Origin of the sequence: Salimicrobium salexigens (assembly GCF_900156705.1) — a bacterium.
Lineage (GTDB): Bacteria > Bacillota > Bacilli > Bacillales > Halobacillaceae > Salimicrobium > Salimicrobium album.
Genome location: NZ_FTOK01000002.1, coordinates 243,735 through 256,931, shown reverse-complemented (window position 1 = coordinate 256,931; position 13,197 = coordinate 243,735). Strand labels below are relative to the sequence as shown.

11 protein-coding genes are annotated in these 13,197 nt (G+C 45.8%); 3 read left to right on the top strand and 8 right to left on the bottom strand.

What is annotated here, in order from left to right; genetic code table 11:
- Positions 1-14: 14 nt before the first annotated feature.
- From BW931_RS03535 to BW931_RS03505, 7 genes are read right to left on the bottom strand one after another with little or no spacing between them, the layout of a single operon-like run.
- Entirely contained in the window at positions 15-998 is a 984-nt protein-coding gene (locus BW931_RS03535; RefSeq protein WP_076569982.1) for an alpha-ketoacid dehydrogenase subunit beta, read from the bottom strand.
- A 12-nt stretch (positions 999-1,010) separates the two neighbouring features.
- Positions 1,011-2,003: a thiamine pyrophosphate-dependent dehydrogenase E1 component subunit alpha gene (locus tag BW931_RS03530; RefSeq protein WP_076569980.1), complete on the bottom strand. Its 993-nt coding sequence runs from the start codon at positions 2,001-2,003 to the stop codon at positions 1,011-1,013.
- A 19-nt stretch (positions 2,004-2,022) separates the two neighbouring features.
- The gene (lpdA, locus tag BW931_RS03525) at positions 2,023-3,444 is read right to left on the bottom strand and encodes a dihydrolipoyl dehydrogenase (protein WP_076569978.1); all 1,422 of its coding nucleotides are present in this window, start codon (positions 3,442-3,444) and stop codon (positions 2,023-2,025) included.
- 19 nt (positions 3,445-3,463) lie between these two features.
- Complete coding sequence (buk, locus tag BW931_RS03520; RefSeq protein WP_076569975.1) at positions 3,464-4,534, bottom strand: butyrate kinase; 1,071 nt, start codon at positions 4,532-4,534, stop codon at positions 3,464-3,466.
- Between the two features lie 13 nt (positions 4,535-4,547).
- Positions 4,548-5,645, bottom strand: coding sequence for a Leu/Phe/Val dehydrogenase (locus BW931_RS03515; RefSeq protein WP_076569973.1), 1,098 nt, complete (start codon positions 5,643-5,645; stop codon positions 4,548-4,550).
- A 2-nt stretch (positions 5,646-5,647) separates the two neighbouring features.
- The gene (locus tag BW931_RS03510) at positions 5,648-6,541 is read right to left on the bottom strand and encodes a bifunctional enoyl-CoA hydratase/phosphate acetyltransferase (RefSeq protein WP_076569971.1); all 894 of its coding nucleotides are present in this window, start codon (positions 6,539-6,541) and stop codon (positions 5,648-5,650) included.
- 11 nt (positions 6,542-6,552) lie between these two features.
- Positions 6,553-8,595 (bottom strand): sigma 54-interacting transcriptional regulator, encoded by a 2,043-nt coding sequence (locus BW931_RS03505; protein WP_076569968.1) that lies wholly within the window; start codon positions 8,593-8,595, stop codon positions 6,553-6,555.
- A gap of 136 nt (positions 8,596-8,731) precedes the next feature.
- Between BW931_RS03505 and BW931_RS03500 the strand changes: the two genes are divergently transcribed.
- The 3 genes from BW931_RS03500 to BW931_RS03490 all read left to right on the top strand — a co-directional run bounded on the left by BW931_RS03500 (position 8,732) and on the right by BW931_RS03490 (position 11,658).
- A complete protein-coding gene (locus BW931_RS03500; protein WP_008591245.1) occupies positions 8,732-8,965 on the top strand; it encodes a DUF2627 domain-containing protein in 234 nt (77 codons plus the stop codon).
- A 69-nt stretch (positions 8,966-9,034) separates the two neighbouring features.
- A complete protein-coding gene (locus BW931_RS03495; protein ID WP_076569966.1) occupies positions 9,035-10,939 on the top strand; it encodes a DUF294 nucleotidyltransferase-like domain-containing protein in 1,905 nt (634 codons plus the stop codon).
- A 113-nt stretch (positions 10,940-11,052) separates the two neighbouring features.
- A complete protein-coding gene (locus BW931_RS03490) occupies positions 11,053-11,658 on the top strand; it encodes a 3'-5' exonuclease (protein WP_234972567.1) in 606 nt (201 codons plus the stop codon).
- A 31-nt stretch (positions 11,659-11,689) separates the two neighbouring features.
- On the opposite strand, the gene BW931_RS03485 is transcribed toward BW931_RS03490, so the two are convergent.
- The gene (locus tag BW931_RS03485; protein WP_076569960.1) at positions 11,690-13,039 is read right to left on the bottom strand and encodes an aspartate kinase; all 1,350 of its coding nucleotides are present in this window, start codon (positions 13,037-13,039) and stop codon (positions 11,690-11,692) included.
- Positions 13,040-13,197: the final 158 nt, after the last annotated feature.

The following is a 13,197-nucleotide window of genomic DNA, read 5'->3' as shown; positions in this document are numbered from 1 at the left end:
ATGAATATTCCTCCCTAAAACTCTGCGAGGTTTCGCATAGCTTTTTCTACTTTGTCCGGATTCATCATAAATGCTTTTTCCATGGTAGGTGCATAAGGCATAGCAGGAACATCGGGACCGGCCAGACGTTCAACGGGACTGTCCAGATCAAACAGACAGTTTTCGCTGATGATAGCGGAAACTTCGGAGATGATTCCACCCTCTTTGTTATCTTCACTGATCAAAAGAACTTTCCCTGTCTTTTTCGCTGCCTCGATGATACTTTCTTTATCCAGCGGGTAGACGGTACGCAAATCAAGAATGTGCACGTCGACTCCTTCTTTTTCCAGTTTTTCCGCGGCCTGGAGGGCGAAGTGTACGCACAGACCATACGTAATCACGGTAATGTCCGAACCTTCCCTTTTCACATCCGCCTCACCGATAGGGAGTGTATAATCCTCTTCGGGTACCTCGCCCTTTATCAGTCGATAAGCGCGCTTATGTTCAAAGAAAAGCACGGGATCGTTACTCCTTATAGAGGCTTTCAGCAGCCCTTTAACGTCATAAGGAGTAGAAGGCATAACAATCTTCAGTCCGGGTGTTCCTGCAAACAGTGCCTCCACGGACTGGGAATGGTACAGCGCTCCGTGTACGCCGCCACCGTAAGGGGCTCTGATAGTCATCGGTACGTTCCAGTCGTTGTTCGAACGGTAACGAATTTTGGCTGCTTCCGATACAATCTGGTTCACTGCAGGCATAATGAAATCGGCGAACTGCATTTCGGCCACCGGGCGCATACCATACATCGCTGCTCCTATCCCCACTCCGGCGATAGCTGATTCAGCAAGCGGAGTATCAATGACCCGCTGTTCGCCGAACTCTTCATACAAGCCGTCGGTCGCACGGAAAACTCCTCCGCGGACGCCGACGTCTTCCCCTAATACAAACACCTTATCGTCTCTTCTCATTTCTTCTTTTAAAGCCTGGGTTACAGACTGAATATAAGAAATCACTGGCATTTCCCATCCTCCTCACTCTTCATATACAAAATCCATCAACGATTCAGGAGAAGCGTACGGAGCTTCTTCGGCATAGTCAGTAGCATCATTGATTATGTCTTTCAATTCCTGTTCCAGATCCTTTTCCCTCTCGGTTGTAAGGATTCCCGTTTCGCGCAGATAATTACCGAATGTAATAAGTGAATCTTTCTTTTTCGCCTCATCCACTTCATCCTTCTCGCGATACGTACGGTCGTCATCGTCACTGGAATGGGGGGTGAGCCGATAGGAAACCGCTTCGATGAGAGATGGTCCCTCACCATTCCGCCCTCTGTCTGCCGCTTTTTTAACAGCTTCGAATACTGCAAGAGGATCATTTCCGTCCACAGTTTCCCCCGGCATGCCGTAACCGATAGCGCGGTCTGAGACTTTTTCGCAGGCAATCTGCTTCTCTACAGGAACTGAAATTGCATATTTATTGTTTTCCACCATAAAAATCACCGGAAGTTTATGGACACCTGCAAAGTTCGCCCCTTCGTGAAAATCTCCCTGGTTGGAAGACCCTTCGCCGAATGTAACGAGACTTACGATATCTTTATTTTCCATTTTAGCTGCCAACCCGATACCGACTGCGTGAGGTACCTGTGTCGTGACAGGAGAAGAGCCGGTTACTATTCTGTTTTTCTTCTGGCCGAAATGCCCGGGCATCTGGCGTCCGCCGCTGTTCGGGTCTTCCGCTTTGGCGAATGCGGACAGCATAAGTTCTCTCGGTGTCATTCCGAAAGAAAGAACGACACCCATATCACGATAGTAAGGTAGGGCATAGTCCTCTTCCAGATTAAGCGCGTACGAAGCGCCCACCTGAGCGGCTTCCTGACCCTGACAGGAAATGACGAAAGGTATTTTACCGGAGCGGTTCAACAGCCACATTCTTTCATCTATTTTCCTTGCCAGTAACATAGTGCGGTACATATCCAAAACCTGTTCATCGCTGAGTCCCAACTTTTTGTGTCTATTCTTACTCATCCTGTTTCTTCCTCCTTTGTCAGCCGTGAATTTGTTTACCGTCTACCGCCATAGCAGCCTCTCCCATTGCCTCCGAGAGTGTAGGATGAGGATGTATGCTCGAAGCGACTTCCCACGGAGTGGCATCGAGTACTTTCGCAAGTCCGGCTTCGGAGATGAGATTCGTAACGTCCGGGCCAATCATATGGACACCGAGAATATCGTTTGTGTTTTTATCCGCTATAATCTTTACGAACCCATCGCTTTCCCCTTCTACAAGAGCTTTTCCTACCCCCTGGAAAGGGAATTTACCCGTTTTAATGTCGAATCCCGCTTCTACGGCTTCCTCTTCCGTCCAGCCTACTCTGGCTGATTCGGGACTGGAGTATATGCAGGAAGGAATCAGTTTATCATCCACGGGGTCCGGCGTTCCGTCGTTCATATGTTCCACGGCTGTCATCCCTTCGTGTGAAGCTACGTGAGCGAGCTGCAGTCCGCCTATCACGTCTCCGATAGCATAAATATGGCTTTCCTTCGTCTGATACATGTCATTTGTGTCTATAACATCATTTTTAATTTCAATATCAGTATTTTCGAGTCCGATATCTTTGACGTTCGCATTACGTCCAATAGAAACGAGAATTTTTTCGGCTTGAAGTTCCAGCTCCTCTTCCTTCTTCAAAGCTGAAACTGTCAGTGTTTCACCGGTATTCAGCGTTTCGGACTGAAGCTTCGTGCCCGTGTGGATAGTAATTCCTTTTTGCTTTAGAAGGCGCTCCATTTCTTTCGAGACGTCTTTGTCCTCCTGAGGAAGGATTCTATCGGCGAATTCAACCACTGTTACATCCACTTCAAAATCAGCCAGCATCGAAGCCCATTCGATCCCGATGACCCCGCCTCCGACGATAATGATTGACGCCGGCAGTTCCTTCATTTCCAACGCCTCATCCGAGGTCATAATCTGCTCGCCGTCCACCTCGAGTCCCGGAAGAGTTCTCGGGGCCGAACCGGTGGCCACAAGCACGTTTTTAGGAAGCAGCATTACATTCTCTTCGCCGGTCGTCATTTCTACGGAAATCGTTCCGGCTGAAGGCGAGAAGATTGATGGGCCGAGTATTCGCCCATGTCCTTCATATACATCGATCTTGCCTTTCTTCATGAGGGATTGAACTCCGTTGTACAATTTGGTAACCACCGACTGCTTTCTTTCCTGTACTTTCCCGAAGTCAAGCTTCACCCCTTCAGAGGCCACTCCATACTCCATCGAGTTCTTGGTCTGCGAAAAAACTTCCGCACTTTTTAACAGTGCTTTGGAGGGTATGCAGCCCCTATGCAGACACGTACCTCCGAGAGCCCCTTTTTCAACGATAGCCACTTTCTTCCCAAGCTGAGAAGCTCTTATGGCCGCGACATAACCGCCGGTCCCTCCTCCTAAAACTACCAGATCATATTCATTCGCCACTATTAATCATCCCCTATCTTCAAGAATACACTTTTGCTTCTTCTTCCCCTTTAAGTACGCGAAGAGCGCCTTCGTTTAACGCCGACATCTCATCTTCACCGGGAAAAACCATCACTTTGCCGATCCAGGAAACTTTCTCCTCGATCCAGCCGGTAAATTCTTTACCGTAAGCGAGCCCTCCCGTAAGTATTACTGCATCAATCGTCCCGCCGAAAAGTACGCTGAGACTTCCAATTTCTTTAGCTACCTGATAGGCCATACCTTCGTAAACAAGTCTGGCCTCCCTGTCGCCTTTTCCTATCCTGTCCTCTATTTCCACTGCATCACTCGTACCAAGATAAGCCGTGAGTCCTCCTTTGCCGATAAGTTTCCTCATGACCTCATCGAGAAAATAATCGCCGGAGAGACTCAACTGAACCAGGTCCCCTGCCGGTACTGTCCCGGCTCTTTCAGGAGAATATGGTCCTTCCCCGTGAAGACCGTTATTGACATCCACCACTTTACCGCCGCGGTGAGCCCCTACCGTTATCCCGCCCCCCATGTGGGCGACTATAAGGTTGGCTTCTTCATATGTCAGATTTAATTCCCTGCAGGCGCGTCTGGCTACGGCTTTCTGATTCAAAGCGTGGAAAATGCTCTTCCTCGGTAACTCGGGAACTCCCGAAAGACGGGCTTTTTCATCCAGTTCATCAACTACTACCGGATCAACGATAAATGCTTTCGCTTCCACCTCCACTGCAATATCATGAGCTATGAGACCGCCCAGATTGGAGGCGTGCTCCCCGTTGTATCCCTTTCTCAAATCATCTCGCATAGAATCATTAACTTCATAAGTGCCGCCGGGAATGGGCTTTAACAGCCCGCCCCGGCCACATACGGCATCTAACTTATCTGCCCGGAACCCTTTTTCTTCTAATAGTCCAAGGATCAGCTGCTTTCTGAACAGATACTGATCCATCAGGCGTCTGAACTGTTTCAGTTCATCCTGCCCGTGCCGGATGGTCTCTTCCCATTCCGGGGTACTGTTTTTGAAAAGAGCAGCTTTTGTCGAGGTGGACCCCGGGTTTATTACCAGTGTATGAAACTCCATAAGCGCTCTCCTCTTAGATACGGTTTTTCAGTATATGTTTTTCGCTATGAAGGAACTGACTTCTGGAATGTCTCATTCTTTCGATCCGCTCTTCGGCAAGCCGGTCCGCAGCTTCGTTCGTCGGTATGTTATCTCTTCTCGATATTTCGAATACCTGACTGACGTTATCATAAATAGTTTCCACTTTCTTCATAGCCCGGTCTTTATTGTAGCCGTTCAGTTCATCAGCCACGTTAATGACTCCGCCGGCATTCAATACATAGTCCGGAGTGTAGATAACACCTTTTTTATGCAGCGTTTCTCCATGACTTGAATCTTTGAGCTGGTTGTTGGCAGCACCCGCGATCACTTTCGCTTTGATTCTTGGAATCGTGTCATCGTTCAAGGTAGCTCCAAGGGCACAAGGGGCGTAAATATCGCAATCCACGTCATAGATTTCATCAGGTTCGACGACGCGCGCCCCAAATTCGTCGCGGGCTCTTGCTACTGCTTCTTTATTAATATCGGTAACAATCAGGTTCGCGCCTTCCTCGTGCAGATAACGGCAGAGATTGTATGCTACGTTACCCACTCCCTGAACAGCTACTGTTCGGCCATTAAGATCATCAGTACCGAAGCCTTCTTTGGCAGCCGCTTTCATTCCTCTGTAGACTCCATAGGCAGTAATCGGGGAAGGGTTACCGGAAGCTCCGGAGGTGGAAGAAATTCCGGTCACAAAATTAGTTTCCTGATAAATAAGATCCATATCCTGCACGGTCGTACCTACATCTTCCGCAGTAATATAACGTCCGCCAAGCCCCTGGATATAACGGCCGAACGCCCGGAACATTTCTTCGTTTTTCTCGGTTTTAGGATCCCCGATAATTACTGTTTTACCTCCTCCGAGATTCAGTCCTGCTGCTGCGTTTTTGTAAGTCATTCCTTTAGCAAGTCTTAAGGCATCTTCCACTGCTTCTTCCTCGGTTTTATACGTCCACATCCTTGTTCCACCCAGTGCAGGGCCAAGAGTAGTGTCGTGAATAGCAATGATCGCTTTCAGACCCGAAGTCTTATCGTGACAGAATACAAGTTGCTCATAATCGTACGTTTCCATGTAGTTAAAGATTTCCATTATTATTCCTCCTCATTTATGGCAAGTGCCAGTGAAAACAGCTTATTCTCGGTACTGTCGGATCTCGAAGTCAAAACTATCGGCGCCCGAGCTCCTGCAATAATCCCCGCTACCCTTGCCTGTCCAAAAAATACAAAAGATTTATATAATACATTAGCCACCTCAATATCAGGTGCTACTAATATATCAGCATGACCCGCTACCCTGGAAGTAATACCTTTCTTCCTGGCAGCCTCTTCGTTGATCGCGTTGTCGAAAGCCAGCGGGCCGTCGACGATACATCCAGCTATTTGTCCCCGAGCATTCATTTGACTGAGCAGTGCTGCGTCGGTAGTAGCTTCCATCGATGTATTCACCGTTTCAATAGCAGCCAGCGGAGCTATGAGAGGTTCATCAATACCCGTCCTGCGGGCAATGTGTGCGGCATTTTCGATTATCTGTTTCTTCTCGTGGAGATCCGGACTGATATTCATTGCGGAATCGGTAAGGAACAGGACTTTTTCGTATTCCGGGAAATCGAAAAGCGCAACGTGAGAAAGTATTTTGTTCCCTTTCAGCCCATAGTCCCTGTGGAGGGCCTGTTTCATAAGTGTGCCCGTGTCTACGTGGCCCTTCATAAGAACATCTGCCGCATTTTCGCTCACCGCTTTTACAGCCATCTCTGAAGCGCTGCGGGAAGAAACATTCTCTATAGTTACTCTCTGTTTAAGAGAGATACCGTTTTCCGAAGCGATGCTCTCAATTTTCTCCTTGTCTCCGAACAGGCGGAAATTACACAACTCCTCTTCCACTGCACGAGCCACTGTTTTTAAAATCCCTGGTTCATCCGCCTGAGCTACGGCTACCGTGCGCCTGTTGACATTCGATTTATGCAGCAGCTGATCCAATCGTTTCATTGCCCCACCTCCTACTCTTTATTATCGTTCTTGCTTAACCCGTATTTATCAAGCTTGTAGTAGAGATTCCGGAGAGACACCCCTAATGCTTTGGCCGTTCTTGTCTTATTGAAATTATGAGTGCGATACGCCTGTACGAGCACCTGTTTTTCATACTGTTCGACCACTTCCTGAAGCTGGAAGTCCTCCCATTCTGCTCTTTTATTGAATTCGGCAGTAATATCACTGCTCAAAGCGGGGATATGGTGAGTTCTTATAACCGTACCGGAGTGTTCCATATTTATAAATGCTCTTCCAAGAATGTTTTCGAGTTCCCTAATATTTCCCGGCCACTCATAATTCATCAGCCTTTCGAAGGCTCCCCTGTCGACTTCCTCCACTTTGCGTCCGTAGGCATCATTCAACTTTTCCAGAAGAAAAGGGATGAGTTCGACGAGATCTTCTTTCCTTTCCCGGAGAGGGGGGATATGTATCGGAAGTTTGTTCAGACGGTAATAGAGGTCTTCCCTGAAGAACTCGTTACCGATAGCTTTTTCCAGGTTCATGTTCGTAGCTGCTATGATCCTTACATCAATTTTGCTGGCGCGGCTGCTCCCGAGTCTTTTCACTTCTTTTTCCTGCAGTACCCTCAACAGTTTAGCCTGTATTTTAACGGGCAGTTCCCCAATTTCATCCAAAAACAGAGTGCCTTTATGAGCTTCTTCGAAGTAACCTTCTCTGCCGGGGGAGCCTGCCACCCCGAATAACTCTTCCTCTATATAATCATGTGCCATAGTGGCGCAGTTGATTCTAATGAATTTACGTTCGGAACGTTCACTTTCATGATGTATGGCATGAGCCAGAAGTTCTTTCCCCGTTCCGGACTCCCCACGCAGAAGAACGGTCACGGAAGTATTGGCAGCTATTTTGGCCTGGTCGATGACTAATTGAAGCGCTTCCGATTTACCCAACAAATCTTTGAAGGTGTAGGAAGCTTTCAAACTTCTGATGAGCTGTTTCGCTTTGGACAACTCTTCATTCAACTGATAAAGTTCCGAAACGTCATGCAGAACTCCCACACTGCCTTTAATTACATCTTCCACGATTATCGGAGCTACGTTTACAAGGACATCCCTCTTTTTAGGACCGACTTTCATCTGTACTCCTCTTACGGGTTCTCCAGTACGCAACACCTGCATATGCATACTTTCACCTTCTGAGATGTCGGCAGTGGCCGGTTTGCCTATCACCTGCGGTTCTGTGAGACCGGTGATTTTAGTGTATGCAGGATTGATCATCAGGCCATTTCCTTTTTCATCCACTACGGAGATAGCTTCTTCCGATGAATTGATGATAGCTTCCAGCATGGTCGTTACTTCTTTAATGTCCGTCAGTTCTTCGGCGAGTGCCACCGCTTCTGTGATGTCTTTGAATATAGCGTATGCCCCTATGATGTTGCCCGAAGCATCAACCATCGGAATTCTTGTGGATAGAAGTTTTTTACCATTCGGTAGGGATACTTCTTTATTTATCTGTTTCTCTTTCGTCGTAAGTAACTCAGGAAGTTTTGTAAGCGGTATCACATCTGTTACAGGAAGACCCACCACCTGCTCTTTGGTGGTATGTAGTATTCTTTCGGAACTCTGATTGATAAAAACCACTTTGTTGTGAGAATCTATGACGATCATTCCATCGTGGATACTGTTCAGAATCAAATCCTGATTATGCGCCTGTTCACTTTTTTCGGAGATAAGTGAATTCTTCTCTTCAAGCAGCGCGGATATAACGTAAGCAATCGCTCCGGGAACGACAACTATATCTTTAGAGGTCCTTCTTTGCAGCTCTTTGAAGACTTCTTCTTCCCCGGTCGCCTCGAAAATTATATCAACCGATTCGTCCATCCAGTGTTCCCAGTTCTCCCCGAACGGAATGCCGAATTCCGCAGCTTTTTGCAGACCTATAGCCCCGGGATTTATATCGGTAATCGCTACAATCTCTATCTGATCCGTTTCTTTCAGCAGATTCAATAGAGCACTTCCCCCGGTTCCGGCACCTACTATAATTACACGTTTCATTTTCATCACACCCTGCAACTTTTTGCACACTTAAATCATAAATGATTATGCACACTTTAGCAATAGTGAAACTTTTCCCTAGTTACATAATTTTTGCTATACTGAGAATAATGTTAAGAAAAAAGGAGTACAGCATATGCGTTTAGTTGCACTGCTTATATTAGTGGCACCCGGGGTTCTTGCAGTCTATGGAATTAAACTTATCAGGGATTCCTTATTCGGCGAGCTACAACCAATCTTTCTCCACCTGTTCCTCCAGGGTGTGGCAGGAGTTATATTTGTAATCGGCGGCCTCTTTTTCATCGGAGGATTCATTCTGCATCGCGACAGAAAAAGAAACAAAACGAAAGGCCGTTTTGAAAACAGGTAGAGCTTGAAAAGCTCTACTTTTTTGTTCCCGTGCAGTATCTTTAATTTTTCTTCAGAAAGGGAGTTATCTATGGAAGTGAATATAGACGTTTGGAGACATCAATATCCGTTCGAACTGCTGGACGAAGAAGAGTTTTCGGAGCTCTTCAGAGAGTCAACCCGAGAAGAGTACTCAAAAAATGAATTCGTCATCCACGAAGATCAGAGCGAAACGGACGTACACATACTGATCGAAGGCCTGGCCGACAGCATTATGCATCGTGCAGACGGGACACAGCATTCGATCCGTTATTTTTACCCCGGTGATCTCATCGGCCTCATGGTTCTATTGACAAGTGAAAAAATGCGTTTCTCGGTCAGATGCCTTGAACCCGTCCAGACTTTAAAGCTTAAACGTGCTTCCTTCCTGAAAATAATGAAAGACAATCCGACATTTTCGAATGTTATTCTCGATAGGCTAAGCGGTTTGACGAAAAGTCTTTACGATGAAGTCAAGTATAAAAGTTCTGACGAAGAAGAAGAAAATGAAAACGGTCTTTTCAAAGAACGCATCAAGAAATACATGGAGAAACCGGTATTCATCCAGCCGTCCTGCACTATAGCCGAAGCCGCCCAGGTGCTGCGCGAGGAAGAGGTGGAAGGTCTTCTCGTATCGGAAAACAGACAAAATTTCAAAGGTATGATCAGTTACCACGAAATCGTGGAAGCTTTTATGAATGGCGAGTCTTACTCTTCCGTCAGTAAGTATATGAAGGATGAAAACTTCAGTGTAGGTGAGCAGGATTTCATTTTTGATGCACTAAGCTTTTTAAAACACCACCCTGCCACCGTTATTCCTGTTATGCACAAAGATCAGGTAGCCGGAATTTTAAGGCAATCTTCGTTCATTCAGATTAATCAGTCTGTCTACTTCGACCTGACGTACAGAATTTCAAATGCCAAAACACTGGAAGAATTAGTGAAACTTTCTCCCGTGTACAACAAAAGATTTCAGGAGTTTGTACGAAGTCTTATCGATGATCAGATGCTTGCTTATCACATCGCTGAATTAATAACCAACTATAACGATCGCATCCACAAGCAGATCATCCAGCTTGCAGAAGATGAAATGGTTAGTCTCGGCTACGGTGCACCTCCTATCAACTACTGTTTTTTAATTATGGGAAGCGGCGGGCGGAAAGAGCAGACGTTTTCCACCGATCAGGATAATGGCATCATTCTCGCCGATTATGAATCCTCCAGAAACAAAGAGAAGATTGAAGCCTACTTTTCCCGCTTCACGAAGAGAATCAATGACATGCTGGATGAGTGCGGTTTTCCCTACTGCAGCGGCGGGATTATGGCTAAAGAAAGAAAATGGAGAAAAAACGAACAGGAGTGGAGAACAAGCGTGGATGAATGGATAAAAAAACTGGATGCCGAAGAAATAAGGGATTTTACGATTTTCATGGATTTCCGCCCTGTGTTCGGTGACTACACGCTTGCCTATGAGTTGAAAAAATACGTATCCAATAAAGTGAAAAATTCTCTCGGACTCCACCAGCTGCTTATGAAAGATACTTTGAGATTCCGCGTTCCGGTACAGCCGTTCGGACGTATAAACGGCTTTGGGAAGAAACGTTTACTTGATTTAAAGAAATCAGCCACTATGCAGATCGTTAATGCTGTTCGTATTTACAGTATGAAGTACGGGGTGGAAGTGAATAATACAGTACAGCGTCTGACTTTATTGGCCGAAGAAAATCACTTTCATCCCCGGGATGTGGAAAATGCGAAACTGTCCCTTCACAGACTTATGCTGTTCCGACTGACGTTAAATCTTGAGCAACTCAAAAACGGTTCTCCCCTCAGTAACTATGTCTCTCTTGTGAAGTTCCAAAAACAGGAAAGACGGTCTTTGAAAGAAGCATTGAATGTAGCGAAGCGTCTTCAGCAGGTGCTTGAGTTAAGCTATAATCGGAATCGGGTGATGTAATGCTGCCGGTAGACCTTCAAATTTTAAAATACATTTTTATAGAAAAACCTATATATTATTTCAAAATGAAACCTTACTTTGAAACCGAGGAATATAACAACCTGTGTACCTATATGGAGAACAGAGGGGAAAGTAATAGTTCGGATTTCTTAAAAGAAAGGGAGTATACGGTGTTCGACCTTGAAACGACTGGATTCCTCCCGGAAATAGGGCATGAAGTACTTTCTATCGGGGCTGTGAGAATAGATGGGGAAGGACAGAAGTCCGGGGAAATGCATCAGCTGATCAGACCGATCAGACCCGTACCGAATCATATCCTCTCTCTTACCAATTTATCGAGAGAAGACCTTGAGGGTGCCGAATCTTTTATTACAGGCTTCCAAAAATTTCTCTCCTTCTCTGAAAACAGTACGCTTGTGGCTCATCCGGCCCATTTCGACGTACGGTTCCTGAGAGCTATGGTGAAGCGCTGGAAATTACCGGAATACTCTCCTGCATGTATCGATTCGCAACTGATGGCGAAATATACCCTTCCAGGTGTAAGCCACCGGCTGGATCCGTTACTCAACCATTTCAACATTCACAATTTGGAACGACACCATGCTTTAAACGACGCAACGATGACAGCCCGTCTCTTTACGGAGCTTCTTCGTATAGCGGAAAAGGATTATTTTATCACTTCCTACAGTGTGCTTCAGCAAAAAATAAACGAGCAGTAAATCTGCTCGTTTAAAAACAATAACTTTATTTTCACGAAAAATACATTTTATACAGTTCCTGTACAGATTTCTCCATCCCATCTTCATGAATGCCGAACATCATCGAAACTTCGGAGGAGCCCTGGTTGATCATCTCAAGGTTTACACCAGCCTTTTCAAACGCCCTGGTAGCTTTGCTGGCAACTCCCACTCTCTGATTCATCCCTTCCCCGACAATCATAATCATCGCCATGTTACGTTCGATTTCCACCGTATCCACCTGCAATTCTTCCCTGATCCTTTTTACTACGGTTTCTTCTTTGTGAGAAGGAAGAACATCTTCCCTGAGAATAATGGACATGTCATCTATACCGGAAGGAGCGTGTTCAAAAGAGACTTCTTCATCTTCAAGTATATGCAAAAGACGACGCCCGAACCCGATTTCGCGGTTCATCAGATACTTACTTACATAAATCGTCACGAATCCGTCATCGCTCGCTATGCCGACCACATCCCCGCATGTATCTTCTCTTTCCGCAACAATCATAGTCCCCGGTGCTTCCGGATTGTTAGTATTTTTTATACACACGGGTATTTTCTCCTTGAAAGCTGGAATCAGTGCTTCATCGTGGAATACAGAAAACCCTGCATAGGAAAGCTCGCGCATTTCTCTGTAAGTCAGATTCTTCATCTCTTTCGGGTTCTTAACAAGAGCCGGGTTAACACAGTAAACCGAATCAACGTCCGTGAAATTTTCATAAAGATCGGCTTTGACACCCGCAGCTACAATAGAACCGGTGATATCCGAGCCGCCGCGTGAGAAAGTGATAAGCTTCCCTTCTTTCGTATAACCGAAAAATCCCGGTATTACGAGAATCCCCTCTTTCTTACGTAATTCATAAAGATGGGCGAAACTTTCTTCAAGTACAAGAGCACCCCCCGGTTCATCTTTCAGAAAGATTCCCGCTTCTTTCGGATGGACATACGAAGCGTCATGCTTCCTTTCGGATAAAAACGCACTTAAAATCAGGGCCGTCCCGTCTTCCCCGCATGCTTTCAATGCATCTATACCGTTTGCGGCTCCTCCTCTGATCATCGCTATCCCTTCATCAATTTTATTCGTAATTTCCGAAAGAGTTCTTTCAGAAAGATCCAGGTCATCTATAATTTCCTTAAAACGGTTTCTCACCTTCTCGTAAATATCCCCGTTCATATGATTGTCGTCTACGGATTCCCCCAGCTGAATGAGCAGATCAGTGACCTTCTCATCATCTGCCGTCCGCTTACCCGGGGCCGAAACGACGACGACCGTCCGTTCAGGATCACTCTCCAGAATTTCCGTCACTTTTTTTAATTGTGCCGCACTGGCCACAGAACTTCCTCCGAATTTCACTACTTTCATATGTACAGCTCCCTTTTAATATGGTAAAGAATTAGATAATTAAAAATTTTAACACATACTTTTCCACATTTCGAATGGTTTTTGTAATCCACCTGAACGTTCTGAAATAAATAAATACACTTTTTGCATATAAAAGGTTATATCCGTCGTAAATTCAT

Excerpts from the sequence above, each read along its gene's own strand:
- BW931_RS03535 (WP_076569982.1), bottom strand. The coding sequence starts at position 998 with ATGCCAGTGATTTCTTATATTCAGTCTGTAACCCAGGCTTTAAAAGAA.
- BW931_RS03530 (WP_076569980.1), bottom strand. The coding sequence starts at position 2,003 with ATGAGTAAGAATAGACACAAAAAGTTGGGACTCAGCGATGAACAGGTT.
- buk (WP_076569975.1), bottom strand. The coding sequence starts at position 4,534 with ATGGAGTTTCATACACTGGTAATAAACCCGGGGTCCACCTCGACAAAA.
- BW931_RS03515 (WP_076569973.1), bottom strand. The coding sequence starts at position 5,645 with ATGGAAATCTTTAACTACATGGAAACGTACGATTATGAGCAACTTGTA.
- BW931_RS03510 (WP_076569971.1), bottom strand. The coding sequence starts at position 6,541 with ATGAAACGATTGGATCAGCTGCTGCATAAATCGAATGTCAACAGGCGC.
- BW931_RS03505 (WP_076569968.1), bottom strand. The coding sequence starts at position 8,595 with ATGAAACGTGTAATTATAGTAGGTGCCGGAACCGGGGGAAGTGCTCTA.
- BW931_RS03500 (WP_008591245.1), top strand. The coding sequence starts at position 8,732 with ATGCGTTTAGTTGCACTGCTTATATTAGTGGCACCCGGGGTTCTTGCA.
- BW931_RS03495 (WP_076569966.1), top strand. The coding sequence starts at position 9,035 with ATGGAAGTGAATATAGACGTTTGGAGACATCAATATCCGTTCGAACTG.
- BW931_RS03490 (WP_234972567.1), top strand. The coding sequence starts at position 11,053 with ATGGAGAACAGAGGGGAAAGTAATAGTTCGGATTTCTTAAAAGAAAGG.
- BW931_RS03485 (WP_076569960.1), bottom strand. The coding sequence starts at position 13,039 with ATGAAAGTAGTGAAATTCGGAGGAAGTTCTGTGGCCAGTGCGGCACAA.